Below are 26987 nucleotides of genomic sequence, written 5' to 3' on the forward strand. Positions count from 1 at the left end.
AGTCCCTCACACCTGTAACGGACGGATTGGGTCAAACATGACGAATCTGCACAAACATCGCTCACGCATGGTGACAGACGGCGTGACGCGCGCGCCGCACCGCGCGTTTCTGCGCGCGACCGGGCTGGACGACGCGGCGATGCAAAAACCCTTCGTGGCGATTGTCGACACCTTCGGCGAAAACACGCCGTGTTCGATGTCGTTGAACCAGATCTCGGACAACGTCCGGCTCGGCGTCGCCGCGGGCGGCGGCGTGCCGATCCGCGGCTCGGCGATTTCAGTCTCCGACGGCACGTCGATGAATCATGCCGGCATGCGCATGAGCCTCGTGTCGCGCGAAGTCGTCGCGGACAGCGTGGAGCTGTTCGTGCGCGCGCACGGTTACGACGCGCTCGTCGGCGTGGCCGGCTGCGACAAGACGTTACCGGGCATCCTGATGGGAATGGTGCGCGTGAATGTGCCGGGCGTCTTCCTGTTCGGCGGTGCAATGCTGCCCGGCACCGCGCCGGGCGCCATCCCGGGCGGCGCCGCTGCCGGCCTGCAGCGGCAGGCGACCATCCTGACGACGATCGAAGCCGTCGGCACCACGCAGCGCGGTGATCTCTCGCGCGCGCAACTCGACGCAATCGAGAAGCGCTGCACGCCGACCGCGGGGTCATGTCCTGGGCAGTTCACCGCCAATACGATGGCGATGGTCGCCGAAACGCTCGGACTCGCGCCGCTCGGTTCGGCGATGGTGCCGGCCGTCTACAGCGAACGCATCGCCATTGCACGGCGCGCGGGCGAGACCGTGATGCACGCACTGAAGACCGGCGGACCTTTGCCGCGCGAACTGGTCACGCGCGAGAGTCTGGAAAATGCCTGCGCGGCAGTGGCAGCGACGGGCGGCTCGACCAACGCCGCGCTGCATATCCCTGCTATCGCGCACGAGGCGGGGGTCCGTTTCACGCTCGACGACATCGAGCGCGTGTTTGCGCGCATTCCGCTGATCGGCGATCTGCAGCCGGGCGGCCGGTATCTCGCGCAGGACCTGTATCACGCGGGTGGCGTGCCCGCCGTGCTCAATGCGCTGCTCGCCGGCGGACATCTGCACGGCGATGTCCCGACACTCGAGGGCGTCACGCTCGCGCAGGCGCTCCGCGGCTTCGCGGGTCCCGACGGCGAGGTGGTGCGCGCGTGCGATGCGCCGCTATCGGAGAACGGCGGACTCGTGATTCTGCGGGGCAACCTCGCGCCGGACGGCGCGTGCCTCAAGATCGCCGGCCTGAAATCGCTCACCTTCACGGGCAAGGCACGCATTTTCGAGTGCGAGGAGGATTGCATGAAGGTCGTCGCGGCCCGGGACTATCGCGAGGGGGATGTCCTCGTGATTCGCAACGAAGGGCCGAAAGGCGGGCCGGGCATGCGCGAGATGCTCAGTGTGACAGCGGCGATCTATGGGCAGGGAATGGGAGAAAAGGTTGCGCTTCTCACCGACGGCCGTTTTTCCGGTGCGACGCGTGGGATGTGCATCGGGTATGTGGGGCCCGAGGCCGCCGAGGGCGGCCCGATCGCGCTGCTGCGCGAAGGCGATCTGATCCACATCGATGCGCGTAACGGGATCCTGCGCGTCGAACTCTCCGACGCCGAACTCGCACAACGCAACGAGCAGTGCCGTGCGCCGGCACCGCGGCGACTGGCCGGTGTGCTCGAGAAGTACGCGGCGCTCGTCGGTCCCGCGCATCTCGGCGCGGTGACCCATTCGGGCAATCTCGACTGGCCCTGTGACGCGCGTACGCACGGAGACTCGGAATGAACGCGAACGACGACTCCGGCGCGACGATGCGCTGCGTTGGATTCTGCGGGCTCGGCCGCATGGGACTGCCGATGGTGCATCGCCTCGCGGCGGCCGGTTACCGTGTAGCCATATGGAACCGTTCGGCGGACAAATGTGCGGTCGTGAAGCAGGCGGCACCGGCGTCGACGATCGTCTGCGCGAGCCCGGCTGAGGTAGCCGCTTCGAGCGAGGCGGTGATGCTGTGTCTGACCGATGGCGCAGCGGTCGAGACGGTCGCATTCGGAGCAGACGGCCTCGCAGATGGCGCGCGGCCTAACCTGACCGTCGCCGATCATTCGACGATCGCGCCTTCGACGACGCGCATGCTTGCCGCGCGCTGGCGCGACGGCAACGGCGGCAACTGGATCGACGCGCCGGTGTCGGGCGGCACGGCCGGGGCGGCGGCCGGGACGCTCGCTGTGATGGCCGGCGGCAGCGAGGACGCGATCGCGAGCGTGCGCCCTGTGCTGCGCGCGTACGCAGCGACCCTGACGCGCATGGGCGAGAGCGGGGCCGGGCAGGCGACGAAGCTCGCCAATCAGACCATCGTCATGACGACCATCGCCGCGCTGGCCGAAGCGACGCGTCTGGCACGCCACACGGGGATCGATGGCGCCAGCATCCCGGCCGCCTTGAAGGGCGGATGGGCCGACTCGGTATTGCTGCAAACGCTGATGCCGCGAATGATCGACGCGCCCTCCGAGGCAAGCGGCACGATCCGCACGATGCTGAAGGATCTCGACGCGCTCGAAGCGTTCGCACGCGAGCACGAGGTCAGGCTGCCGGTCGCGGCCCTCGTGCGCGAACTGCTCGTTCGCGCGGTCGCGCAAGGGCTCGGCGACGCCGATATCTCGCAAGTCGTGCAGGTCGAACCCGGCTGACGCATGACTGCGCGAACCACGGCTTGCCTGTGAAAAAGGAGGCAGGCCAGCACTGTGCAGTACAAAATAAATCCATCCAGGAGACACGATGCCCACCCTCGAATCGGATCGCATGCTCGACATGCAGCACGAAGCGCTAACGGCCAGCCAATGGCGCCTGATCATACTGGCGAGTCTCGGTGGCGCACTGGAGTTCTATGACTTCGTCGTTTATGGCGTGTTCGCGCAGTACATCGGCCGCGCGTTTTTCTCGATGCTCGCGCCGCTGATGGCGCTTGCCATGTCGTTTGCCGTGTTCGCGATCGGCTATCTGTCGCGACCGCTCGGGGGCGCGGTCCTCAGCTGGTTCGGCGACCGCTACGGCCGCCGGCGCGTGTTCATTGTGTCGGTCATCGTCGTATCGCTGTCGACGATCGGCATGGGGCTCGTGCCGACCTACGCGAGCTGGGGAATCGCGGCAACGGTGACGATGATCCTGTTGCGGCTGATTCAGGGCTTCTGTCTGGGCGGCGAATTGCCCGGGTCGATCACCTACGTCGTCGAAACGGTGCCGCGTCGCGCGGGGTTCGTGTGCGGCATCGTGTTCTTCTGCGTGAATTCGGGCGTCCTGCTCGCGGCGGCGGTCAATCTTGCCGTGCATATGCTGCTCGCTCCACCGGACGTTGCCGCCTATGGCTGGCGCATCGCGTTCGTCTTCGGCGGTCTGATCGGGTTGCTCGGCTTCTGGCTGCGCCGCAAGCTGGAGGAGACACCGGAATTCTCCAGCATGAAAAGCATCGCGTCGAAACACCCGCTTGCCGAACTGCTGCGCGAACATTGGCGAGCCGTCCTTTTCGGTATCGCGGCAACGGTCGCCACGGCGGGCTACAACGGTTTGCTGTTCGCGCACATGCCTGCCTATCTCGAGAAGGTGCTGCACTACGATGCTCGCAGTGTGGCAATCGGGCAGAATCTGGCGCTCGCGACCGCGTCGCTGGGCATTCTGCTGGTTGGACGTCTCGGAGACAGCGTGTCGCGCCGCCATCTGATGCGCGCGGGAGCGCTGCTGCTGATCGTGCTCAGCATGCCGTTCTATCGCGCCGCCGTTGCGCACAGCATGGATCTGTCGGCGTTGATGATACTGGCGGGACTCGGGGCCGCGCTCACCAACGGAACCTTCGCCTGCATCGTTGCCGACATGTTCCCGACGCGCGTTCGATTCAGCGGCGTGGCCATCGCGTTCAATCTCGGCATGACCATTTTCAGCGGCCCTACGCCGCTGGTGGCGACGTGGCTGATCGGCAAGACCGGTGACCCCACGTCGCCGGGACTTCTCATGATCGCCTGCGCGGTCATCACGTTCGCCGGAACCTTCGGCTTCAAGGCACTCAGCGGACATATCGGACCGCGCGCCGCACTCTCCGTCTCCCGCTCATGACTCGACGCCCCGTTGCCGCCCATGACCGCCAATTGCGACGCGCCGCGAGTATCGGCGATCTGCGAGCGCTCGCGCGTCGCCGCTTGCCGCGCATGGTGTTCGATTACATCGACGGCGCTGCCGGTGAAGAACATACCGCGCGCCGCAACCGGACCGCTTTTCAGCGCGTATTGCTGAAGCCGGAGGTGCTCGTCGATGTCTCCACCCGCTCGACCGCGACGCGCCTTTTCGGCCAGGACGTGGCGATGCCGGTGGTCGTCGGGCCCACGGGCCTGAATGGCGCAGCGTGGGAGTCGGGCGATCTGTGTCTCGCAAGGGGGGCCGCGCGTGCGAACATTCCGTTCGTGATGAGCACGGCCGCGACCGTCGGATTGCCGGAGATGGACGCGGCCGCCGGGCGGCTGCGCTGGTTTCAGCTGTACATGCTGAAGGACAAGGGACTTGCGCGGGAATTTCTGCAACAGATCGCCCGCTACGAGTTCGGTGTGCTGCAGTTGACGGTTGACACAGCGGTAGGCGGACGTCGCAACCGCGACATTCGCAATGGTTTCACGCTGCCGTTCCGCTGGACCGTTGCGAACCTGCTCGATGGCGCCAGGCATGGGCGCTGGGCCTTTCAAATGGCAAGGCAAGGTGTTCCGTCGCTCAAGGTATTTGCAGATCTGCTGGGTAGCGCGGCGCGAGGGTCGACGATCTCAGAGGTCATGCAACAGCAGATCAGCGCGTCGCTGACGTGGAACGATATCGCGTGGCTGCGCGACCAGTGGCAGGGAACACTCGTGCTGAAGGGGCTCATTGCCCCGGCGCACGCACGCCTTGCGCGCGAGGTCGGCGCAGACGGCGTGGTCGTGTCGAATCATGGCGGCCGTCAACTGGATGGTGCGGGTTCGACGATCGAGGCACTCCCGGCGTTTTGCGACGCCGCGCACGATGATCTGACGGTCCTTGTCGACAGTGGCTTCCGCACCGGATCGGACATTGCAAAAGCGCTCGCGCTCGGCGCGCACGGCGTCCAGCTCGGGCGTGCCACGCTCTATGGGCTAGCAGCGAAGGGCGAACCCGGCGTGGCGCGCGCCCTCGAGATTCTCCGGCACGAACTCGAAACGACGATGGCGTTGTGCGGCGCGCGAACCGTGGCGGAGATGCGCGGCAAATGCACGATGGCCCCGGCGCACGACGTTCTTCATGAACCGGCGCTGGCGTCGTCTGACATGTGACGGCGTGAAGCCGGGCCCGTCGTGATTTCGGACGGGTGCTCAGGAAAGGGGCGGCATCCTGACTTCTGCAGCCAGCTCGACGCTGACCTCGTCGCGTTCGCGAAACGGCGCCAGCGCCGCCTCGTCCGCGACTGCCGAGGTGATCAGCCGCCAGTCACGCAGCAGCGGCGTCCAGTGCTGCTGACGTGCACGGCCGAGCTTGTCCGAATCGGCGAGCACGATCACCTCGGCGGCGCGGGCAACAATGCATTCCTTGAGCCAGGCCTGCTGGGCCGATGCTTCGCACAGGCCGAATCCCGCCACCACGCCGTCCGCGCCGAGAAACGCGACATCGACCGTCAGCCGGCCCAGCATGAGTTCAGCGAGCGGCCCGAGCGTGCTCATGCTCGAACTGCGCAGCTCGCCGCCGATCAGCGTGAGCCGCACGCCCGGCGCGTTGGCGAGCGCCATTACCGCGAGCAGGTTGTTCGTGACGACATGCAGGTCTTCGCGCGTGGACAGGCGGCGCGCGAGCGCGGCACACGTCGTCCCTCCGTCGAGCAGCACGGTATCGCCATTGCGAACGTGGGCGGCGGCCGCCTGCGCAATGGCTTCCTTCTGTTCGCTCTGCGCCGACTTGCGCTCCTCGAGCGAAGCCTCGGGTTCATGTACGCCAACCAGCGCCGTTGCACCGCCGTAGGTGCGCACCAGGCGGCGCTGCTTCGCGAGCACGGTCAGGTCGCGCCGGACCGTCGCTTCCGACACGTCCAGCGCGGCGCACAGCTCTTCAACGCTCGCGTCGCGGGTACGGACAAACTCAAGAATGGCCTGATGGCGTTCGGTCGTCTTTTTCACTTCGTCAGCTGCGTCGCAAGGGGCTGTAACCAGGGGATTGCAATCTTACCCGACCCCTTGCGTGCGCGCCCATGGCTTCAGTGACGGCGCGTCGCCAGTTCCGCCCCCTGGCGCAGGGCTTCGAGCATGCTGCCTTCGTCCACGACACCCTTGCCGGCAATGTCGAACGCGGTGCCGTGATCGACGGACGTGCGGATCACTTCCAGTCCGACCGTCACGTTCACGCCGGCCTCGAGGCCCAGCACTTTCACCGGACCGTGTCCCTGGTCGTGATACATCGCCACCACCAGATCGAAGTCGCCGCGGCCGGCGCGGAAGAACAGCGTGTCGGCGGGCAGCGGTCCCGTGACGTCAAGGCCGCGCTCCTGCAGCAGCTTCACTGCCGGAATGATCTTCTCTTCTTCCTCGCCGTAACCAAACAAGCCGTTTTCCCCCGCGTGCGGGTTGATCCCGCACACACCGATGCGCGGCTTCTCGATACCGGCCTTCACGAGCGTTGCGTTGCCGCGCTCGATGGTCCGCTGCACGAGACCCGGCTCGATCTTGCGGATCGCGTCGATGATGCCGATGTGCGTCGTCACGTGGATCACGCGCAGTTGCGGCGCGACAAGCATCATCGATACTTCTTCGACGCCTGTGAGGTGCGCGAGCATTTCCGTATGACCGGGATACTTGTGGCCGCCCGCATGCAGCGCTTCCTTGTTCAGGGGCGCCGTGCAGATCGCATCGATCTGGCCGGCCTGGGCGAGTGCGGCTGCACGCTTGATGTACTGGTACGCCGCATCGCCCGCGACGGCCGACAACTGCCCGAACGGCAGGTCTTCAGGAATCAGGCCGAGGTCGATGCAGTCGATCGTGCCCTGTTCGTAACGCGCCTGTTCCGCATTTTCGATGCGGCGCACCTTCATCTGGCCGCCAACGATGGCATTCGCGCGTTCGAGGCGCTTTGCATCGCCAATCACGAGCGGACGGCATTGCGCGTAGACCGACGCGTGCGCCAGGCTCTTGACGACGACCTCCGCGCCAACGCCGGCAGCATCGCCCATCGTGATGCCGATTACAGGAAGATAGTTGCTCATGATGTGATCTCGTTTGACTTCAGGGTTCGCTTCTGTTCGTGCACGGACATCAATGTGGCGCGACGTCCGTTTTGGTTTCGTTGCGCAGGGTCAGCCACGCCGCGTACAGCGCGCGGTCGGTACCGAAGGCCCCTGCCTTCGTGACGATGCCGGGGCGATGTGCGCGGGCGGCATCGAGCGGCCGCGCCACCGCCACGCCGGCTTCGACTTCGGCCAGCAGATGCAGATCGGTAATCTTCGCAACCGCAAGCATCGCACGCGCGGTTTCGCCGCCCGTGGCGATCAGACCGCCGGCCTGCGTGAAATGCGGCTCGACGAGTGCAGCGAGTGCTGTCGAAAGCTGCATGCCTTCGGCCGGATCGAACGCATCGTCACGTCCAATGCGCAGCAGCAGATCGCGGCCCGAGCGAAGCGACACGGCGATCTGGCGCTGCCACTTGCTCCACTCGGGATGGCTCGCACCCGAACGCAGTACAACCGGCGGCACAATCCGCTCCTCGACGCCGCCGCGCTCGCGAAGCATGGCGCACTGCCGCTCGCTCACGGCGGACAGGCTGCCAACGAGAATGAGGATCGGGCCACCGGGGAATTCCGTGGTCCTCGCATCGTTGTACACAGGTGCGCGCCGATCGAGTGCGGCTATCTCTCGCGCGAGACCGCCCGAGCCGACCCAGAAAAAATTCGCACTGCTTCGCAGTGTCGCATGTGCCAGTGCGCGCAGCGCCTGTTCGGATTGTGCGTCGACGATCAGCGCCTGCACGCCGCGTGCGGCCTTCGCCTCGATGCGGGTCGCGAGTGTCTGCGGGTCGTCGCGAAAGGCGTCGGCGTCGAGGCGCTCGGAGGCGAGGCCTGCCCGCGTTAGCTGTGAGGCAATGTCTGCGCAGCGACCGGCGTGCTCCAGTTGCCACGTCGCTGTTTGCTCGAGGGGTTCGCCGTGCACGTAGACCCGGCCTTCGCGCACCGTGCGCCCGGTGGCCGGAAACGCGGGGGCGATGATGGCCATGCCGGCGAGTGCCTGCAGCCGCGCCACTTCGGCCGCCCAGTTCCCGCGCAGTGTCGAATCGATTTTCTTGTAAAGACGCTGGCCGCTCACGCTCATTTGCGCGTATGCGGCCGCCGTGCGCGCCGACGCCTCTTCAGGCGACAGACGGCGCGTATCGGTGTCGACGGCGATGGTATCCGCGTCTTCGTGCGCCTGCGTGTGTGCCGCTTCCAGCGTGACGACCGTACGATGCCCCGCACCCGCAAAGCCAATCGCGCAGTCCGCGGCACCCGAGAGGTCGTCCGCAATGATCAGGATCTTCATTGCACCTGTTCCGCCTGATTCTGCGCGCCGGCATTGACGTGCCGCTGCTGGTAGCGTTTCGCGATGGACGCCGTGAGGATCGGCGAGAGGATCGCGGTCACGACGACGCACGCCGCGACGAGCAGCGTCGCGCTTTGTGCTGCCGGCTCGTACACCGGGTTCGCCGCGGCGACGAGCGCAGGTACCGCAGCCGCGTTGCCTGCGGTATTGGCTGCGGCCACGCCGGCGACGCCGGTGCCACCCGTCAGGCGATCGGCGAAATACAGCGGAATGCCCGTCACGATGACGACCGCGATGCCGAGTCCGATCCCGAGCAGTCCTGCCTGCCATACCTTGTGCAGATCGAGACCCGCGCCGAGTGCCAGCGCGAAGAACGGGATCATCACCGGGACCGCCTTCGCCAGAAACGCGCGCATTTCGCGATCCAGATTGCCGAGCAGCATGCCGAGCGCCAACGGCAGGATGCTGCCCACCAGGGTCTGCCACGGGAATGCCGAGAGCCCCGCCACCCCGAGCGTGACCATCGTCAGGAACGGCCCGGATTCGAGCGACATCAGCGTGTAGGCGCCCACGTCTTCCGAGCGGCCGTACTGGCCCATCAGCGCCATGTAGAGGCCGCCGTTGGTGTCGTTCATCGCCGCGACGACGGCAAGCGTCGAGATCCCCGCAAAGAGTCCGGCAGAGACTGGCTGCTCGCCGAGGAGATGCCCAAGTATCACGCCGACGATCACGGCCGCACCGACCTTCGTGACGAGCAGCGCACCGCCCTTCTTCATCAGGTAGGGCGTCGCCTTCACATCGATGCCCGCGCCCATGCACACGTAGAAAACGGCGAGGATCGGCAGCGCGCCCGTGAACAGCGCATTGGTGAATGAGCCGAAGAATTTCGGCATGCCCGGCATGAACGTCGCGACCATCGAGCCGGCCAGCAAGGGCACGATCATCATGCCGCCGGGGATGCGTTCGATCGAACGCTTGATTGGAATCTGAACCATGCATGTCTCCTGGCTTTATTCGTTGTGCGGTGATTGGTTCGCGCACGAATCAATCTAAAAATGATCATGTCGATCAGATTGAAGTGTAATACCGGTCGATGATTTGCGCAAATCGATCACATGGATGATCGCGACGATCATCCGAAGCCTGGGAGAACCCGGCGGGCGCTACGCGGGATTCCGAAACCTCAGCTGCATCCTGCAGCCGGGATCGTTGTCCAGAATCTCGATCGCTGCATCGTGCACCCGCGCGATTGCCGCGACGAGACTCAGACCGAGGCCGTGGCCCGGCACCGAGCGTTCGGACACGTGTCCGCGATAGAACATGCGTAGCACCGCGCCGCGCTCGGCGGGGGCGATGCCGGGTCCGCTATCGGCGACCACGAGCAAAGGTTGCCCGTCTTCGATCTGGGCGGCCAGCCTGACCGCGCCGCCTTCGGGAGTGAATTTCAGCGCATTGTCGACCAGGTTTTCGATCGCGCCGAACAGGAGGTCGAAGTCGCCGTAGACTTCGACCGGCACGCAGGCGTCAAGCGTCAGGGAAAGCTGCCGATGCTCGGCAAGGGGTTCATAGAGCTCGGCAACGTCGCGCATCACGGCGTCGAGCGAAATCCTGCGGAAACTGGCGCGGCGGCTGCCGGATTCGATCTCGGCAATGCGCAGCAGGGCGGTGAAGCGATTGAGCACATGGTCCGACTGGGCGATGGCCTCGTCGATCGCGCGGGCAAATTCGTCCGGTGTGCCCGCGCGCCGGCGGGAGCGCTCCAGTCCCGCGCGCAGGGACGTCATCGGCGTGCGCAGATCGTGCGCAACGCCGGCGCACACGCCGCGGACTTCCTCGACGAGCCGCTCGATCTCGTCGAGCATCGTGTTGACGATGGCGGCAAGACGGTCGAGATCGTCATGGGTGCCGCGCTGCGGAAGCCGCCGGTTCAGCTTGCCGGCCATGATTTCGCGGGCGGTCTCGCCGATCGCGGCAATCCGGCGGTTCGCGAGGCGATGGAGCGCGGCACCGCAGGCGAGCGCCAGCAGGCTCGCCAGCGCAACGCCGGCGCACAGCGTCTTGAGCAGGGTGCGGTCGAAGCGGAGCACCTCGTCGATCGAATGGCCGACCACGATCCGCAAGCCGCTCGTGGTCGGGATGATGATGCCGCGGTAATGCGCGGTCGCCATGCGGCCGCCCTCGCGGATCGTCTCCGTATATTCGAAGGGCTTGCGGTCCTCTTCGGGCGGCAGCACCGACACGTTGCCGGCGAGCCGCGTGCCGTTCGCCTCGAACACGCCGTAGGGGCGCGCGCTTGCAACGTCGCGGCGGCTGAGGGCCCCGATGGTCGTGATCGCCTGGCCGCGGTCTATCGCATGAAACTCGGCGAACTCGCCGCGCAGGCGCTCGTCGACCTCATGCAGCAGGTATCGGCCCGTGAGCCAGTAGAGGAGCGCGAAGAGCATGATCGCCGAGATGACGAATACCACCAGCAGCCAGCCCACACTCCCGATTCGCGCGCGAGCGCGCCCCACGCGCTCCTTAGCCTGCTGCATGGATGATGTAGCCCGCGTTGCGCACCGTGACGACCATCGCCGAGAACCGCCCGTTGAAGCTGAGCTTGCGGCGCAGGTTGCTGATATGCATGTCGATCACGTTCGTTTGTGTGCTGTAGTGATAGTTCCAGACCGACTCGAGCAGCATCGCGCGCGTGACCACCTCGCCTGCGTGACGCATCAGGTATTCGAGGAGGCTGTACTCGCGCGGCTTCAGATCGACGACCTGTTCGCCACGCCGGACAACGCGCGTTTGCGTGTCCAGCGTCAGATCGTCGACGCGAAGCACCGACGCGGCGGACGCGCCGTTCGTCGAGGCTCGCCGCCGGCGCAGCAGGGCGTTCAGCCGCGCCGTGAGCTCGAGCCCGTCGAACGGTTTGACGAGGTAGTCGTCGCCGCCCGTCCGCAGACCCCGAACGCGCTCGTCCACGGCGTCCAGCGCGCTCAGGATCAGCACGGGCATCTGCTTGCCGATATTGCGCAGCGTCGCGAGGATCGACAGTCCGTCGAGGTCCGGCAGCATGCGATCCAGGACGAGCGCATCGAATTCGCCGTTGGTCGCGCGCAGCAAGCCATGGAAGCCGGTCGGCACGCATTCGACTTCGAACCCGTAGTCTTCGAGGGCGGCGGTGATTTCCAGCCCGGCACCGGGATCGTCTTCGACGACCAGCACTCGGGATTGGCTTGCAGGCAGACTACTCATCGGCGGGTCAATGGCCGGTCGGCGGCGTTCGTGTTTGTGTCGTCATAGGCGAGCGGACCCGCCGCTGTCCAGCGTGTGCCCGGCAGCACGGGCGTGCCCTCCAGCCTGACTGCCTGGAGCGCGTCCGGGGGCAGGCCGAGCGCGGCCAGAATCGAGGGCGCCACCTGGGTCGTGGACACGGGCCACGTGACGCTGACTCCCGCGCCCGCGAGCCGCGGGTTCGACACGAGCAGCGCGACGTGGGTATCGTCTTCGTGGAAGCCCCCGTGTTCGGCGAGCTTACCGTCGTGCGATGGCGTGAATATGACGCCATCGCGCGAAACGATCACGATGTCCGGCGTGCGGCTGTCGGCTGCGGGCGCCGGAAACCGCAGCGCGAGACGCTCGCCGCTGATGACATCCGCAATGCCGAGCGCGCTGGCGTGTGCGCGCAGCGCCGCGGTGATGGCCGGGGCGGCGGATGGATCGCGCAGCCAGACGAGCGCGCCGTGGTCGGTCGTGAGCTGCGCGAGGGCGCCGGGGGCCGCCTCGTCGATCACGGCGGCAAGACGCGTCTCGTCGATCTTGTCGAGCCGCGCGCGGTCGATCGGCCCGTTGCCGTGCTTGGCCGTCACGATCACGAGCGTGTCGTCGCGCAGATGCCGGCGGTCGAGCTCGTTCACGAAGCTGCCCAACTGGGCGTCGACGTGAGCGATCGCGCCTTCGAGACCGGCGGTGAGCGCACCGTTGGCGTCGCGGTAGCCGTAGATCTTCTGCGCGACGTTGACGGCCTGCAGGTTCAGGCCGAACACGCCTGGCACGACGGCCGGTGCGCTGCCGTCGTGAGTCAGACCGTCGATCTCGTTGACGATGGCGCGCGCCTTCACGTCATCGTATGCCTCGGTTTTCGCGAGCGAGCCGGTGATCTCATGCGGCTTCGCGTCGGTGAGGCCCTCGTAGTTCGCGCCGATCTCCGGCAGGAACAGGTCGTCGACGCCATGCCCGGACGGGCCCTCGACCAGCTCGTAGGTCGGATGTTTGTCGATCCATGCGGTGTAACCGCCTGCGTCATGCACCGCCTCGAACACGGTGTTCACGCGCAGAAACGCATGCGGGTAGACGGGCGTGCAACCGTGGCGGGGATCGCGCGGCAGCCTGGCCGGATCGATCATGTCGTGACCGTGGCCGTCATCCTTGTCCAGCGATTCGTCGTAGCGCACACGCGTGCCGGTGCGGCTGCAGTCGCTGCCGGGCGGGGAAAGCGCGCGGTCATAGGAGTCGTCGTAATAGACGCCGGTCGCGGCGGGCGTGCCGCCCGTCACCAGCGCGAGCAGGCCCGGGAAGGAGTCGGCAGGCACCACCGCACTGGCGTTCGTGTAGCTGATGCCCTGCGCCGCGAGCTTCGCCAGCGCGCTGTCCGGATGAGCGGAAACGAAGCGCGCAAGGTCGCCCGCGTGCAGCCCGTCGACGCTCACCAGCAGGACATGGTGAACGTTTGCCTGGGCGGGCAGCGAGGCGGCCGCGTTGGCGCCGCCCGTAACGAGAGCGCAAGCGGTGGCGATGGCGGTAGCGAGGGAGGGAAGAAGTCGGTTCATTGCTGGGCGTCGAGATTGAAGTTGACCCATAGTTGTTCGGTGAGGGTTTTGCCTGCGAAGCCGGATTCGGGCTTCGGCACGTCGGCGTCGCGCACGGCGGCGAGCGCGGCGCGGTCGAGCGCCGCAACGCCGCTGGACACGGCGACCGTGGCGCCGGACACGACGCCGTCGCGATACTGGAAAGCCACGCGCGTGCGTCCTGAAATACCGGCCATTCGCGCCGACTCCGGGTAGTGCAGTGCGGCCTCGATCGCGGCGCGCAGCGCGCTTTCGAAGCTCGCGCTGACCCGGGCGGGCGCCGGCGCTGCCACGGGAGCGGGCGCGGGAGCCGGCGGCTGTGCCGGTTCGGGCAGTGCGGCCGCCGGCGCGGGCGCCGGAGTGGGCGACGGTGACGGCGCGCTCTGCTGCGGCGCGTGGACGGGCTGGGGCGCAGCGGCGTGCGCAACGTGACGCAGCGGGGGAGCCGCATGCGGCTGCGGCCGCTGTACCTGCGGATGCGGCGCCTGAGGCTTCGGCACCGGCGGTGCGGCGGGCGCGGGCTGCGGCGCCGGTACGCTTGCCAGCGACAGCAGCGTGGGCGGCTGCTTGGGCGGCGGCTCGGCGCTCTTTTGCCGGAGCATGGACCAGGCGCCCGCGAGCAGCGCCATTTCCACGATCAGCGCGACGGCCGCTGCGCCATAGAGGCGCCGCTTTTCGGGCGCGAGGCGTGCGGTGGACAAGGTCGCCATGTCACTGCGCCGCCGGCTGGGCCGCGAGCGCGACCTGGGTGACACCCGCGGCGCGGCACGCATCCATCGCCGTGACGAGGAACTGAAGACGCGCCCCGCTCGCGCCGGCGATCGTCACGACGGTACGCGCCGGATCGGACTGCGCCGCGAGCATGGCCGTGAGCTGTGCGGGCGTCAGCGTGCGGCCGTCGACGGAGAGCGCGCCGTCGTCGGTGAGCGTCACGGTGATCTTCGGCGGCGGCAGCGCCTGCGCGGTGGCGCTGGACGGCAGCCGCGTGGCGAGACCCGCGTTCGGAATCATGTGCAGCGTGATCATGATGAAAAACACCAGCAGAAAGAACATGATGTCGATCATCGGGATGATCTCGATACGCGCCTTGCGTGCTTCGAAGTACTTCATCGTCACGCTCCCTGCGAGGCGAGATGCGCGGGCGCTTCGCGCACATCGCGCAGGTTCTCGCGCACTTCGGCGGGCTGCTCGTGAGCGATGCCTGTCATCCGGTTGACGAGCGCCGCCTTCAGCGTTTCGAGCTGGTGCGCGGCGAGCCTGACGCGGTTGTGCAATCCGTTGAAGAACACCAGGCCAACCATCGCGACGAAGATGCCCGAGGCGGTCGCCACGAGCGCTTCAGCAACGCCGCCCGTGACTTGCGTGGGAGCATTGCCGGCATTTCCAAGCACCTGGAACGCGTGGAACATGCCGACGATCGTGCCGAACAGGCCGAGCAGCGGCGCGAGCGTGACGATCGTGTCGAGCACCCAGAGGAAGCGGTCGATGCGCGGGGCTTCGCGCATGATCGTCTCGTCCAGCGCAGCCGAAAGCGTGTCACGGCTGCGCACGCCGCCCATGCGCGCGGCCACCGACAAAATGTGCGCCACCGGCAGACCGCGGTACCGGCTCGCCAGCGTCGAGAGCGCAGCCGGGTCGAGATGGCTCATGCGGTCGAGCTGGCCGAGCACCGCGCGGCCGCTCGCGCCGGCGCGCTGCAGGAACCAGGTGCGCTCGACGATCACGGTCAGCGCGACGAACAGCATGATCGCGATGACATACAGCACGCCTCCCGAATCGCTCGCGAGTTGCATCAGAGTGCCGGTATTCATGGAAGGAGACTCCAGTCAGAGGTTAAAAGTCGGTGGACAGGGTCGCGAACACCGCACGGCCTGGGATGGTCCAGTAGAGCGGCGTGTTGTTCGCAACGGTGTAGCCCGCGAGGCCGTTGATGCTCGTGCGGTTGAAGAGGTTGTCGATCTCGAGGCCGATGCGCGTATTGCGCATCCACGTGGTCGGCGACTTGAACGTATAGGCGGCCGCGAGATTCGTGACCATATAGCCGCCGATCGGCTGCTGGTTGCCGGTATCGCCATACTGGTGGCCGACGAACTTGCCGATCAGCGAACCGTGCAGCGGCCCGCGGTCGTAGATCACGCCAAGGGCGGCCGTCTGTTGCGGCGCGTTCGGCATCCAGTCGCCGGTGCTCTTCTGCTTGGCGGAGTTGAAGGTCAGGTTGCCGTAAAGGCTGAAGCCGTAGCCGGCATAAAGCGTCGCTTCGCTCTCGAAGCCCTTGTAGACGGCGCCGCCGGCGTTCGTAAAGAACGACGTGCCGCCGATCGTCGTGCTCGTGACGGCGTTGCGGAAGTTGATGTAGTAGAGGTCGGCGGACAGCGTCAGGCGGTCTGTCTTGTACGTCGTGCCGATCTGGTAGTTGTCGGTCTGCTCGGGGTCGGGCTGTCCGGACAGCGAGGGATTCGGCACGTAGAAGACGTTGAGGTTCGGCGCGAGGAAACCCTGCGCATACTGGGCGTAGGCGCTCCAGTTGCGGTTGATCTGGTCATGCAGCGTGACCGAAGGCAGCACCTTCGTCCACGTATGGCTGAAATCCAGTGGCGCACCCGTCTTCTGGTTGTCCGCCGAATCGATGCTGCGGCTGAACGACACGAATTTCACGCCGGGCGTGAGCGTCAGTCCGTACGGCAGCTTCCATGCGTACTGGACATAGGGCTGGAACGTGAGGAACGAGTCCTGCATCGAGAAGTTCAACTGTTCGAGCGCGAAGTTCAGCGTCGCGTCGACGTTCATGTTGTCGCGGAAGTTCGACTGGTGCGTGAGCCAGGCGCCGAGTTGCAGCGTGCCTGGACCGAGCGTGCGCTGCGCGTTGAAGACGTCGCCGAAGGCGCGATAGTTGTTGGCCATCTGCGTGCCCGGCACGTTGTTCGCGCCGAACGTGGTGCCGTTCGGCGTCTCTCCGTTGGGATCGAGGCCGTTGAACCCGTCGTGGTAATAGCCGTACGTATAGAGCTTGTTGTCGAGCTTCCAGGCCCCCAGCACCGTTTGCAGCCCGATGTACTCGAAGTCGGTGTTGATGCGGTCGAAGTTATAGCCGGAGTAGGCCTGGCTCGTCGGGTCGCTATTGAGCGCGAAAGAAGGGCCGAACTCGCGGATCTGCGCTGCCGTCGCGCCGAGCGACGTATTCTGGTAAATCCGGTTGTAGGTGGCAAACAGCGTGAGCAGCGTGTTGTCGCCGATCGGCTTGTCGAGCTTGAAGTAGACGTTGTCGCGCCGCTGCCCGACGTTGTCCAGATATCCGTCGCTGCTCGAATGGTTGTACCCCACCACCGCGCGTGCATCGCCCCACTGCTGCAGGTCGCCGGTATTGAACTGTGCACCGGCGAGCCAGGTGTTCCAGCTGCCATACGAGCCGAGTACGGAAAACGCGGGGGTGAGCGACGGTTCGATCGATGTGAGCGCAACCGTCCCGCCGAAAGTCGCGAAGCCGATTTGCGAGGCATCGCCAGGACCGCGGTCGACGGCGATGCTTCCGATGGTCTGCGTGCTGAAGAACGACGTCGAATGGTGTGTGAAGTCGTTCGTGTCGCCGAACGGAATGCCATCGAAGGTCACATTGTACTGACCGTCCTGAAACCCGCGGATCGTCAGGCTTTGCGTTTCCATGAGGCCGGGACCGTTCGGGTTGATGCTCGAAACGCTTGGCGCGATCTGGAGGATGTCGCTGTAGTTCGCGGTGGGCGGATTACTGTTCTGAATATAGTTCCTGTTGATGATCGACTTAGGCTCGGAGGCGGTGAGCGATCCCTGGGTGGGCGCCTGCGCGGGGGCCGATTGCGGGTTGGACGACGCCCCGGTGTCGCTGATGGGGGAAGCCGACGTGGCGGTGCTCTGAACGGAGCCGAGATCGCCCGCCGATTGCGCGAAGGCGAGAGGCGCACTGGTCGTGCAGAGCGAAGCGAGAATGAGTTGTGCAAGCGGCTTTCTGCGGAGCCGCGTTTGAATAGGTGTCATCCGTAGGTGTCCTTGCTATTGATTGATGCTCTCTTTGCGATACGCAGCAATCTTATGCACAAGGAGTTAATCGAACGTGATGGGTATCTTACGAAGTTAAGGATCGCGGACGGAAAGAAGAGGTGTGGCCGGAAAGGTGGCATGCGCGCTGTTGCGCCGGGCGATCGTTGCGTCTGCACCCAAAGTCAAGCCCGTGCCAAAAAGGGAGGCATTGTGAAGGGGAAGTGTTTCACTTCGAAGAAGAACGGCTTACATTGCTTACGCGGCGGCGCTCTCGCGTGAAAGCTTCAGGGCGTCGCTGGACGCTGTCGCCAGAAAACGCCGGGCTGCCGGCTAACCAGTTCAATCGGGAAGCCGAAGGGAAGGTCGACTTTATAAATGCAAGATTGATGTAATCCCCATGCAACGCTCCCTTACTACAGTCCTACATCGATTTTTCTGGTGTGAAAAATCGTGGATGTAATCCTTCGGCTTGACGCTGGCGTAGTCACAAAACTAGCTGGCTGGCTCAGCCATTTTACGTTTCCGGCATGGCCCGATTTTGCGCTATGCGATGAGACTGATTCCAAATCTATAGGGGTTTGCATGAGGAGTACCGCATTTCGCCTGCTGCCGATCGCAGCAATGACGTCCATGCTCTGGGCTTGCGGTGGTAACGATCATTCCGGCAACACGCAGGCGCAAAGCGCGCCGGGCAATGCATCGAACCCGGCCAGCGTTCAGCCGGCGCTGCTGGTTTCGCGTTCGGTCTACGATCCGGCCTTCACGCTCACGGGCACGCTGCCGTATAACGCCACGCCGGAAACGACCAATACTGCGCCGGTAGCCGCTGTGTCGCCCGGGACCTATCCGAACGTGTTCACGACGGAAGGCGCAACCGCCGACGGCAACTTCGGCGTGACCACCGATATCGTGATTGATCAGTGGGCCGCCGGCGCTACCAGCCCGACCCAGTACCTCGACGTGACGGCGGCAGCGATGCAAGGCGGTTTTGATTTCACGACGAGTTTCGCGTCGAAGTCGGAACTCGCGTTGAATCTCTCGCAGGACGGTACCGCGATTACCTTCAACGGCTATAACGCACCTGTCGACCAGACCGACCGCTCGAACTCGAACACGCCGGGCGTGATCGATCCGACCAACCCCGATGTCGCCCAGCCGACGTACCGTACGGTCGCCCAGCTGGACCTGGCAACCAAGGCTTTGACGTTCACGAACACCAACGCCTACTCGGGCAACAACGGCCGTGCTTCTGTGCTGGCTGGCGGTCAGTACTACATTGTCGGCAATGCCGGCAACTCGGGCTCTTCGCCGAGCCCGACCTATGGTCAGCTCGACATGCTGACCATGGACACGGGCGTGCAGACGATTGCAGCCGGCAGCAGTTGCGCATTCTCGCAACCGGTCGGCACGTTCTTCTCGGGCAACGCCAGCACTTACACGGCGCCGACGTCGTGCGGTCCCGGTACGATCACCGACGCGCTGTCGAGCACCACGTTTGCCAAGAAGACCAACGCCGGCGGCAATCAGTTTGGCTTCACGCTGGCCTCGGTCGGCCAGCCCTACGACAAGACGGGCAAGGACGGCAACTTCCGCGGTCTGTTTCTGGCTCCGGACGGCACCCTGTACGTATCGAAGGGCAGCGGCAGTAACGGCGTGAACACGGTCTTCCAGGTCGGCGCGGCCGGTGCACTCGCGAATGGAGCCAAATTCAGCAACTTGCAGAACGTCGCCATCACGCCGCTGTTTACCGCGCCGACGACCGCATGGTCGGGCGCGCCGGGCGCAAGCAACGAGCCGGCATCGAACACCACGCTGAAGTCGGCCCTGACAGCCGCAAGCGCGACGTCGTGGCCGCTGAGCTGGAACACGGGCTTCCCGTTCGGTATGTGGATGCCGAAGACCAACACGAACCTGATGTTCGTGGCCGACGAAGGCGACGGCGATCCGGCCGACATGGCGATCGGCAGTGGCGGTCTGTGGGTCTACCAGAAGTCGGGCAGCACCTGGACGGCCATCGCTCACATCACCCAAGGTCTGAATCTGGGCCAGGCGTACACCGTGACTGATACCAAGGGTACGTACGGTACGGCCGGCGCCAACTACACGACCTCGGCCGACGGCTTGCGCAACATCACGGGGCAGATCAACAGCGACGGTTCGTACACGCTCTACGCGATCACCTCGACGGCCAACAACAGCCTCGGCACGACCTTCGACGCGGGCGCCGATTCGAACCAGCTCATGAAGATCACGCTGGGCGTGAGCGGTTCGACCGTGACGACCTCGGGCTTCGCCGTAATGCAAACGGCGCCGTACGGCCAGGTGCTGCGCGGTGTGGCGATGACCAGCCAGTAAGCGGCAACACGGAGCGGCACCGTACATCGCAGCAGGCGAGGCTGCGTTGCGCAAGCAGCACACGAACGGAACGCCTTGAGCAAAACGTGTTCGGTCCAGCGCATGCCTCAAGCAGCAAGCGCTGCATCGACCGCCGCCAGGTACTGCTGCAAGCCAGCCTGCCGCAGTACGGTTCGCACGCGCGCAAGCTCGCCTCGCGCGGCTTCGTCCGTAGGCGCCTGCAGGGCGCGTGCGAGCGCGCGTGCGCGTGCCGCAAAGACCTCGGCCCACGGCAGCGGTTCGCGCCGCGTGTAGTCCTCCAGTGCGTTCGTGTAGCGCAGCATGCCGGCCGGATCGCGGACCGAGAGCATCGCCTCGATCGCGTCGCGGTAGAACCAGAGATGGTTGTGGCCGACTGCACCGAGGCGCAGAAGGTCCGCGCCTTCTGCGAGCAGGCGCGCTCGCTCGTCGTTCTCGTCGACCGCGCAGGCGAGGGCGCTCAGATTCTTCGGCGCGCAGAACTGCGTGCCCACTTCGCGCGAGATCGCAAGCGCCTCGCGCAGCGCCTTGACGGCTTCGCCGCGGCGCCCGTCGGCGAGCCACACACGTCCCTGCATTTCCAGGTTCTGCGCTTCGAACCGGCGCGCGCCCAATTGCCGGATCACACGCTTTTCCTGCTCCAGATGGACCTGCATAGCCGGCATATCGCCTAGCTCGTAGCAGGCGAACACGCCGAGCGTCTCGCCCAGCAATTGCGCGCGCGGCTGCCCGATCAGTTCAGCGGCGCGCACGGCAGCAACGGCGTCTTCGCGCGCCTGCCGCGGCTCGTTCAGATAAATGCGGCTGAAGCCCTGCATCGAACGATTGGCAACTTCGATCCGGCCGCACCCGTGCTCGCGGCTCAACGCCACGCAATCGCTGAAATGGCGGAACGCGGTTCGCATCCGCCCTTGCGCATACGCGGCATCGGCGAGGCCGCCGAGCGCGCGGGCCTCGGCCTCCGGCTGGCCCAGGCGCCGCGCGTAGCCGAGCCCGCGTTCGTGTTCGGCGCTGCAGGCATCGATCTTGCCGAGCGGAAAGTAAAGGTTGCCGCGCAGATAGTGCAGGCTCGCGAGTTCGGCCACCCGGTCGTCGCGCTCTGCGATCCGCTGCGCAGCCTCGAGCAGGTCCAGCGCTTCGTCGAGACCTTCGCTCACGCGCAGGCCTTCTGCGAGCCCGAGCTGGCAGCGGCACAGACTGGCGTCGTCGGGGGCGGCCGCCAGCGCCGCGCGCCAGGTCGCCGTCGATCCCGCGATGTCGCCGAGGTCGCGCTGGAGTTCGCCCTTGCAACAGCTGAGGGCGTGGCGGTCCGTTTCTGTCTGCGCGATCTCGAGGCCCCGCCCGGTGAGGCGCAGCGCGGCCTCGAGCAGATGGGCCGCGCGCTGCGCGAGCGCGGCGGCAAGGTACGCCTGAGGCGCGCGTTCGTCCTCGGCGCGGTCGAGATGCTGGGCATGCAGCGTGGGGTCGCCCTGCGCGAACCAGTCGGCCGCGCAGCGGTGCAGCTCGCGCCGGCGCGCGCGCAGCAGTGTCGAATAGGCGCTCTCCTGGATCAGTGCGTGCGCGAACAGGAACTCTTCGCCCTCCGGCAGCACGAGCGCATTGGCGAGCAGGCCGTCGCAGACGTAGCCGGGGTCGTCGATGAGCCGCCGCAACAACGCGATGCCGAAACGCTGCCCGATCACGGCAGCCGCCTGGAAGGCCAGGCGGTCGCGCGGTGCGAGCCGGTCCATCCGCGCGAGCACGAGGCTGCGGATCGAGCCGGGCACGGCATCGCCGCTGCCTTCCTCGGCGTTGCGCAAGAGTTGCTCGAGGAACAGCGGGTTGCCGCCCGCGCGCTCGATGCAGGCGAGCGCGACACGCTGCGTCGCGTCGATGAAGTTGCCTGCGAGGCTCAGGGCCTCGTCCTGGCGCAAGGGCCCGAGGTCGATCGTTGCGAACGGGATGTCGCGGCAGCGTGCGCGCCACGCCGCGTCGATCGGATCGCCTTCCACGCGCGAGGTGGTCACGAGCAGGCCCGGGCCGTTGGCGATGCCGGAGGCGAAAGCCGAGAGATAGTCGAGCACTTCGGGCTCGGCCCAATGCAGGTCTTCGACGACGATGAGCGTTGGAGCCTGCCTGCACGCATCGCCGGTCAGTCTCGCCGCGAGCGCCTGTTTGCCGCGCTTGCGCGCGCCGTGGTCCATCGCGTCGTAGAGGGCTCGCCACTCGTCGGCGAGCGGCAGGTCGAGGAGATCGTGAAGAAACGCGAGCTGCCCGGCCTTGACGATGCCTTCAGCGGCGAGCCGCGCGGCGGCAGCCTGCCGCGCGTCGCTCGATGCGTCGGCTGGCAGGCCGAGCAGGCTGCCGGCGATCGTGTGCACGGGATCCTGCCCCTTGCCCACGCCGAAATCGAGCACGAGGCCCCGATGGACCTCGAAGCGCTGGGACTGCGCGTAGCGGCGCATCTCGTCGACGAGCCGCGTCTTGCCGATGCCCGCTTCGCCGCGCACATGGACGACGTGGCCGGCCCGCCTCGCGACGCACGCGCGGACGATACCGTGAAACTGTTCGAGTTCGGCCTCTCGTCCGACGAAAAGGCTTTGACCCGCCTTCGCCGATTCGCTCGCCGGGCCGCTCGAAATCGCGCGCAGCCGCCAGGCGCGCACCGGCGTCTCGATGCCCTTGAAGCGCTGCTCGCCGAGCGCGTCGCAAACGGCGGCGTCGCCGAGTGCGCGCGCGACGTCGTCGGAGAGCCAGGTCTCGCCGGCCGCCGCCGCGACCTGGAGCCGCGCGGCCAGGTTCACCGGACTGCCGGTCACGGTGTAGTCCCGCGCGTCGACGCAGCCGAGCGCGCCGGCCACGACCTCGCCGCTCGCAATGCCGATATGGGCCTGCAGCGTCCGCGCCGCCTGCGCGCTCAACTGCGTGAGCGCCTCATGGATGTCGAGCGCCGCGCGGGCCGCGCGCAGCGTGTCCGTCTCGTGCGCGCGGGGCGCGCCGAACAGCGCCATCACCGCGTCGCCGATATGCCTGTCGGTCGTGCCGCCCCAGGCGAGCACGATGCCGTCGACGAGCGCCGTGAAGCGGCCGATCAGCGTGCGCACCTCCTCCGCATCGAGCGTACGCGAGAGCGCGGTGAAGCCGCAGAGATCGGCGAAGAGGATCGTGACCTGCCGGCGTTCGTCCGCGGGAATCTCCGGCGCGCCGGGTGCGGCCGGCGCTTGCGCCACCGGCAGAACCGCGGCCGGCGGATGGGGCGCGGCGGCAGCGAGGATGCGTTTGCGGTGGCCGAGCGACTGCACCCCGAGCTCGCGCAGATCCGCGTCGGTCAGCTGCGCGAGCAGCGAGAGATCGATGTCGTTTGCCGCGAACGCTTGCGCGTACTGCTCGAGTCCCAGTGCGCGCAGCCATTGCCCGATATCCATGTGCGCCGCCTGGATCCCATGCCGGTTGCCTGATGCGAACCGCCCCGAGCCCGTCGGGGATCGTGCCGGTGAATATTCAGTGTAGGCGCGCGCCACGGGCCGCGTATGGCCGGGTTTGCGTCGGGTTTGTCTGTTTGACGCCTTTCGATCGCAGACGGATACTGGATCGCTCCCCATCGCGCCTCGCGCATTCCACCGGGAATTCACGTGAAGCCGGGCAAGACCGTTACCGCCGCCGAGGTCCCGCCGCGCTCGCGCGTCGCGGCGCTGCCCGGCGATCTGGCGGCCGGCGCGGTGTCGGCGCTCGTCATGCTGTGCTACGCGATGAGCCTCGGCACGCTGATCTTCAGCGCCGATCTTGCCCGCTACGCCATGCTCGGCGTGCCCACCGCGCTCGTCAGCTGTGTCGTCACGGCGCTCGTGACTGCCTTGACGAGTTCGATGCGCCTGAACATCGGCGGCCCCGACAGCAATGCGGCGGCGTTTCTCGCGGGCGTGGCGGCGGGCGTCGCGAGCAGCGTGCGTGCGGATGGCGGTTCCCCGCAAACGCTGCTGCTCACCGTGCTGATCGCCATCGCACTTTGTTCGCTCGTGACCGGCATCGTGCTCTACGCGATCGGTTCCTCGAAGCGCAGCCGCTCGCTGCAGTTCCTGCCTTACCCGGTCCTCGGCGGTTTCCTCGCCGGCACGGGCTATCTGCTCCTCGCCGGCGCGTTTCGCGTCATGACGGGCGCGTCGCTGCAATGGCATACGCTCGCATTGTTGACGCATCTTCACTGGCTCGCATGGCTTCCTGCGCTCGTGGTAGGCGTGCTGGCCACGATCCTGATGCGCAGCTGGAAGCACGTTGCCGCGCTGCCGCTCACGCTGGCCTTCGGCATCGTTCTTTTCTACGTTCTGCTACACGCCGCGGGCCTGTCGATCGACGCAGCGCGCGCCATGGGGCTGCTGTTGCCGCGCGCGGCGCTGCGGCTCACCGGGCTGCCGGAGCTGCACCTGCGCGCGCAGCCCGGGCTGGCAGGCATCGACTGGACGGCGATCGCCGCACACCTTCCTGAGAGCCTCGTGGTCACCTCGGTTTCCGCGCTCACGATCCTGATGAATTCGACGGCGATCGGCGCGGCGACGGGCGAGGAAGTCGATCTCAATCGCGAGATGCGGGCCGCGGGCCTCGCCAATCTCGCGAGCGGGCTGCTGGGCGGAATGGTCGGTTATCAGTCGTTCAACCGCTCGATGCTCAACGCGCGCGTGGGCGCGACGAGCCGGATGGCGGGCGTGTTCGCCTCGCTCGCGTGCCTCGTCGTGCTGGCTGCGTCGCCCGGTTTCGTCGCGCTCTTTCCCGTGCCGGTGCTCGTCGGCCTCCAGCTTTTCATGGGGCTGCGCCTCATGGTGCATTGGGTGGTCGGCGCCTGGGCGAAGCTCGCCTGGTACGAGTATCTGCTCGTGCCCGTGATTCTGGGCACGATCGCCGCCTGGGGCGTGCTCATCGGCGTGGCCGTGGGCGTGATTGCCGCGTGCGTGATGTTCACGCTGCTCTATGGCCGCGTGAGCTGCATACGCATGGCGTTCGACCTTCGCAGCCGGACTTCGAATGTCGAGCGCAACATCGAGGAAACCGAAGCGTTACGCGGGCTCGGCGCGCAGGTGTGCGGCATGTGCCTGCAGGGGTTTCTTTTTTTCGGCACGGCCAATTCGATCCTCCAGCGCATACGCGAGCGCCTCGCCGTGCGCGATCCGGTGCGGGTTCGATTCGTCGTACTTGATTTCGCGGCGACCCAGGGCATCGACGCTTCGGTATCGATCAGCTTCGTCAAGCTGCGGCAACTCTGCGCGACGATGGACGCGGACCTGATCCTGACCGCGCTGCCGCCGCGCTCGCGCGATCTGCTGACGAAAACCGGCACGCTCAATCTGCGGATTCGCGAATTCGGCACGCTCGATTCGGGCCTGGAATGGATCGAAGACCAACTGCTCGCGTCGAGCGCGCTCGCGCCGAAGCCTGGTGACGACCTCAACGCACTGCTCGCGCCGCATTTCACGGCCGGCGCGCTGAACACGCTCTCGACGCGGCTCGACGTGCGGGATCTGCAGGCGGGCCAGGCGTTGTTTCTTCGCGGGGACCCGGGCGACGCGCTGTACATCATCGAGCGCGGGCGGGTCGCCGTTTCGCTGCCGCTCGGAAACGGGCGGTCGGTGCGCGTGCGCGTTTGCCTGCCCGGCACGGTCATCGGGGAAATGGCCGTATACACGCAGCAGCCGCGCAGCGCGGACGTGTTCGCCGAAGTGCCGACACGGGTGCGCCGGCTGTCGCTGGCCGCGCTCGTTGCGCTCGAGCAGGACGACCCCGCGGCCGCCCAGCAGTTTCATCGCTTTCTGGTGAAGGTCATTGCGTCGCGCCTCGCCCTTGCCACGGAGGCCCTGCGCGCGGCCTACTGAGCAGGAGGGGGGCTCGCGTCAGACCGAATTGTGCGGTGCGTCTTGCAGACCTCGCGCCGCGACGCGTTCTGTCACACCTTCATGCGGATGATCGTCAAGCGATATCCGCGACGTCTCCGGCAAGGCCATCCCGCCAACCAGTGCGAGCAGCGAGACGGCGATCAGGTAGAAAGCGGGCGAGATGCTGTTGCCCGTCGACTCGATCAGCCAGGTGGCTACGAGCGGCGCCGTGCCGCCAAAGATCGTATAGGCCAGGTTGTAGGTGATCGCTGAAGCGGTATAACGCGTTCGGGTCGGAAAGACTTCGGAGAGCAGTGCCGCCGTGACCACGCCCGAGAGGACCGCGCCGAGCGCGAGCATGCACGCGCCGGCAATCGCGGATCGAAAATCGCCTGAGCCTCCCAGCGCGAAAGAAGGGTACACCGCGGCGATCAGGATGGCGCATGCCGTGAAGACGGTTTTCCGTCTTCCCACTGCGTCCGAGTAGAGGCCGGCAAGCGGACAGATGGCCGCGGCGAATACGAGTGCGACGACCGTCACCCATAACGCGCTGGCCCGGCCTAGATGACCGACGACCTGCAGATACGTCGCAAAGTAGGTCGTGAAAGTATAGAAGGAGAGCGCAGTCACGGACACGAAGGCACCCAGGCGCACGATCGCGCTTGCCTGGGTCCTGAGCGTTTCGCGCAGTGGAGCGTGTGCCAGGTCGTGATCGTGTTCGACTGCGGCGAATGCCGGCGTTTCGCCAAGGCGCGTGCGCAGATACAGTCCGACGAGGCCGATAGGCGCCGCAGCGATGAACGGAATTCTCCAGCCCCAACTGCTCATTGCCTCTGGCGAGAGCGCGGCGTCGAGCGCGGATGCCACCACTGCGGCGCTCGCGAACGACAGGAACGTGGAGACCGGGAGAAAGCTGCCGTAGCGCGCGCGCTGGTGCTTCGGCGCATGTTCCATCAGATACGCGCAGGCGCCCGCGTACTCGCCGCCGGCGGAAAAACCTTGCACGCAGCGCACGATCGCGAGCAGCAAGGGGGCGAGCACGCCCACCGATGCGTAGGTCGGCAGGAAGCCGATGACCGTTGTTGCACCGGCCATGATGAGGATGGTCAGTGCAAGCGTTTTCTTGCGGCCCACCCGGTCTCCCACCACGCCGAAAAAGATGCCGCCGAGCGGCCTGAATGCAAAGGCGACCGCGAAAACCGCGAAGGTCTTCATCAACGCGATCGCCGGGTCGCCGTTCGGGAAGAACTGGCGCGTCAGCAGTGTCGCCAGAAATCCGTACACGGCGAAGTCGAACCATTCGACAAAATTGCCTACCGCAGCGGCAACGATCACCTTGCGAAGCGTCTTCGGGTCCACTTCGGGCTGATACGCTTTCATTGTC

19 protein-coding genes are annotated in these 26987 nt (G+C 66.4%); 6 read left to right on the forward strand and 13 right to left on the reverse strand.

Annotated elements, in window-relative coordinates; genetic code table 11:
- Positions 1-37: 37 nt before the first annotated feature.
- The 4 genes from ilvD (at position 38) to C7411_RS24625 (ending at position 5331) form a co-directional block, all read left to right on the forward strand.
- Entirely contained in the window at positions 38-1795 is a 1758-nt protein-coding gene (gene ilvD / locus C7411_RS24610) for a dihydroxy-acid dehydratase (protein WP_110386640.1), read from the forward strand.
- Positions 1792-2697, forward strand: a complete 906-nt coding sequence (locus C7411_RS24615) for an NAD(P)-dependent oxidoreductase (RefSeq protein ID WP_243413328.1) — start codon at positions 1792-1794, stop codon at positions 2695-2697. Before ilvD ends, C7411_RS24615 begins: the two co-directional genes overlap by 4 nt.
- Positions 2698-2785: 88 nt before the next feature.
- Positions 2786-4114 (forward strand): MFS transporter, encoded by a 1329-nt coding sequence (locus C7411_RS24620; RefSeq protein ID WP_110386641.1) that lies wholly within the window; start codon positions 2786-2788, stop codon positions 4112-4114.
- Positions 4111-5331 (forward strand): alpha-hydroxy acid oxidase, encoded by a 1221-nt coding sequence (locus tag C7411_RS24625; protein ID WP_110386642.1) that lies wholly within the window; start codon positions 4111-4113, stop codon positions 5329-5331. The genes C7411_RS24620 and C7411_RS24625 overlap by 4 nt, the downstream gene beginning before the upstream one ends.
- Before the next feature lie 39 nt (positions 5332-5370).
- On the opposite strand, the gene C7411_RS24630 is transcribed toward C7411_RS24625, so the two are convergent.
- The 11 genes from C7411_RS24630 to C7411_RS24680 all read right to left on the reverse strand — a co-directional run bounded on the left by C7411_RS24630 (position 5371) and on the right by C7411_RS24680 (position 17387).
- Positions 5371-6165: a DeoR/GlpR family DNA-binding transcription regulator gene (locus tag C7411_RS24630; protein ID WP_110386643.1), complete on the reverse strand. Its 795-nt coding sequence runs from the start codon at positions 6163-6165 to the stop codon at positions 5371-5373.
- A 77-nt stretch (positions 6166-6242) separates the two neighbouring features.
- Complete coding sequence (gene pdxA, locus C7411_RS24635) at positions 6243-7244, reverse strand: 4-hydroxythreonine-4-phosphate dehydrogenase PdxA (protein ID WP_110386644.1); 1002 nt, start codon at positions 7242-7244, stop codon at positions 6243-6245.
- Positions 7245-7293: 49 nt separating this feature from the next.
- Positions 7294-8550, reverse strand: coding sequence for a four-carbon acid sugar kinase family protein (locus C7411_RS24640; RefSeq protein WP_110386645.1), 1257 nt, complete (start codon positions 8548-8550; stop codon positions 7294-7296).
- Positions 8547-9545, reverse strand: a complete 999-nt coding sequence (locus tag C7411_RS24645) for a 2-keto-3-deoxygluconate permease (protein ID WP_110386646.1) — start codon at positions 9543-9545, stop codon at positions 8547-8549. Before C7411_RS24645 ends, C7411_RS24640 begins: the two co-directional genes overlap by 4 nt.
- 168 nt (positions 9546-9713) lie before the next feature.
- Positions 9714-11033 carry a sensor histidine kinase gene (locus tag C7411_RS24650; RefSeq protein ID WP_165822885.1) on the reverse strand — a complete coding sequence of 440 codons (1320 nt, stop codon included), beginning with the start codon at positions 11031-11033 and terminating at the stop codon, positions 9714-9716.
- Between the two features lie 37 nt (positions 11034-11070).
- Positions 11071-11787, reverse strand: a complete 717-nt coding sequence (locus C7411_RS24655) for a response regulator transcription factor (RefSeq protein WP_110386648.1) — start codon at positions 11785-11787, stop codon at positions 11071-11073.
- Positions 11784-13361: an alkaline phosphatase family protein gene (locus tag C7411_RS24660; RefSeq protein WP_165822886.1), complete on the reverse strand. Its 1578-nt coding sequence runs from the start codon at positions 13359-13361 to the stop codon at positions 11784-11786. The genes C7411_RS24655 and C7411_RS24660 overlap by 4 nt, the downstream gene beginning before the upstream one ends.
- Complete coding sequence (locus C7411_RS38670; RefSeq protein WP_110386650.1) at positions 13358-14089, reverse strand: TonB family protein; 732 nt, start codon at positions 14087-14089, stop codon at positions 13358-13360. Before C7411_RS38670 ends, C7411_RS24660 begins: the two co-directional genes overlap by 4 nt.
- Before the next feature lies 1 nt (position 14090).
- Entirely contained in the window at positions 14091-14489 is a 399-nt protein-coding gene (locus C7411_RS24670) for an ExbD/TolR family protein (protein WP_110386651.1), read from the reverse strand.
- Positions 14490-14491: 2 nt separating this feature from the next.
- A complete protein-coding gene (locus C7411_RS24675; RefSeq protein WP_110386652.1) occupies positions 14492-15190 on the reverse strand; it encodes a MotA/TolQ/ExbB proton channel family protein in 699 nt (232 codons plus the stop codon).
- Positions 15191-15212: 22 nt separating this feature from the next.
- Positions 15213-17387, reverse strand: coding sequence for a TonB-dependent receptor (locus C7411_RS24680; RefSeq protein ID WP_110386653.1), 2175 nt, complete (start codon positions 17385-17387; stop codon positions 15213-15215).
- Positions 17388-17972: 585 nt separating this feature from the next.
- Here C7411_RS24680 and C7411_RS24685 point away from each other — a divergent pair.
- Positions 17973-19745, forward strand: coding sequence for a hypothetical protein (locus C7411_RS24685; RefSeq protein WP_133253702.1), 1773 nt, complete (start codon positions 17973-17975; stop codon positions 19743-19745).
- Positions 19746-19852: 107 nt separating this feature from the next.
- Here the strand turns inward: C7411_RS24685 and C7411_RS24690 are convergent, their stop codons facing one another.
- On the reverse strand, positions 19853-23167 hold the full coding sequence (locus C7411_RS24690) for an adenylate/guanylate cyclase domain-containing protein (RefSeq protein WP_110386655.1): 3315 nt from the start codon (positions 23165-23167) through the stop codon (positions 19853-19855).
- A gap of 207 nt (positions 23168-23374) precedes the next feature.
- Between C7411_RS24690 and C7411_RS24695 the strand changes: the two genes are divergently transcribed.
- Positions 23375-25603: an SLC26A/SulP transporter family protein gene (locus tag C7411_RS24695; RefSeq protein ID WP_110386656.1), complete on the forward strand. Its 2229-nt coding sequence runs from the start codon at positions 23375-23377 to the stop codon at positions 25601-25603.
- A gap of 18 nt (positions 25604-25621) precedes the next feature.
- Here C7411_RS24695 and C7411_RS24700 read toward each other — a convergent pair whose 3' ends face one another.
- Positions 25622-26983 carry an MFS transporter gene (locus tag C7411_RS24700; protein WP_110386657.1) on the reverse strand — a complete coding sequence of 454 codons (1362 nt, stop codon included), beginning with the start codon at positions 26981-26983 and terminating at the stop codon, positions 25622-25624.
- Positions 26984-26987 lie beyond the last annotated feature (4 nt).

The sequence above is a fragment of the Paraburkholderia silvatlantica genome, assembly GCF_003096715.1.
GTDB lineage: Bacteria > Pseudomonadota > Gammaproteobacteria > Burkholderiales > Burkholderiaceae > Paraburkholderia > Paraburkholderia silvatlantica.

Excerpts from the sequence above, each read along its gene's own strand:
- ilvD (WP_110386640.1), top strand. The coding sequence starts at position 38 with ATGACGAATCTGCACAAACATCGCTCACGCATGGTGACAGACGGCGTG.
- C7411_RS24615 (WP_243413328.1), top strand. The coding sequence starts at position 1,792 with ATGAACGCGAACGACGACTCCGGCGCGACGATGCGCTGCGTTGGATTC.
- C7411_RS24620 (WP_110386641.1), top strand. The coding sequence starts at position 2,786 with ATGCCCACCCTCGAATCGGATCGCATGCTCGACATGCAGCACGAAGCG.
- C7411_RS24625 (WP_110386642.1), top strand. The coding sequence starts at position 4,111 with ATGACTCGACGCCCCGTTGCCGCCCATGACCGCCAATTGCGACGCGCC.
- pdxA (WP_110386644.1), bottom strand. The coding sequence starts at position 7,244 with ATGAGCAACTATCTTCCTGTAATCGGCATCACGATGGGCGATGCTGCC.
- C7411_RS24640 (WP_110386645.1), bottom strand. The coding sequence starts at position 8,550 with ATGAAGATCCTGATCATTGCGGACGACCTCTCGGGTGCCGCGGACTGC.
- C7411_RS24645 (WP_110386646.1), bottom strand. The coding sequence starts at position 9,545 with ATGGTTCAGATTCCAATCAAGCGTTCGATCGAACGCATCCCCGGCGGC.
- C7411_RS24655 (WP_110386648.1), bottom strand. The coding sequence starts at position 11,787 with ATGAGTAGTCTGCCTGCAAGCCAATCCCGAGTGCTGGTCGTCGAAGAC.
- C7411_RS24660 (WP_165822886.1), bottom strand. The coding sequence starts at position 13,361 with ATGAACCGACTTCTTCCCTCCCTCGCTACCGCCATCGCCACCGCTTGC.
- C7411_RS38670 (WP_110386650.1), bottom strand. The coding sequence starts at position 14,089 with ATGGCGACCTTGTCCACCGCACGCCTCGCGCCCGAAAAGCGGCGCCTC.
- C7411_RS24670 (WP_110386651.1), bottom strand. The coding sequence starts at position 14,489 with ATGAAGTACTTCGAAGCACGCAAGGCGCGTATCGAGATCATCCCGATG.
- C7411_RS24675 (WP_110386652.1), bottom strand. The coding sequence starts at position 15,190 with ATGAATACCGGCACTCTGATGCAACTCGCGAGCGATTCGGGAGGCGTG.
- C7411_RS24680 (WP_110386653.1), bottom strand. The coding sequence starts at position 17,387 with ATGACACCTATTCAAACGCGGCTCCGCAGAAAGCCGCTTGCACAACTC.
- C7411_RS24685 (WP_133253702.1), top strand. The coding sequence starts at position 17,973 with ATGAGGAGTACCGCATTTCGCCTGCTGCCGATCGCAGCAATGACGTCC.
- C7411_RS24690 (WP_110386655.1), bottom strand. The coding sequence starts at position 23,167 with ATGGATATCGGGCAATGGCTGCGCGCACTGGGACTCGAGCAGTACGCG.
- C7411_RS24700 (WP_110386657.1), bottom strand. The coding sequence starts at position 26,983 with ATGAAAGCGTATCAGCCCGAAGTGGACCCGAAGACGCTTCGCAAGGTG.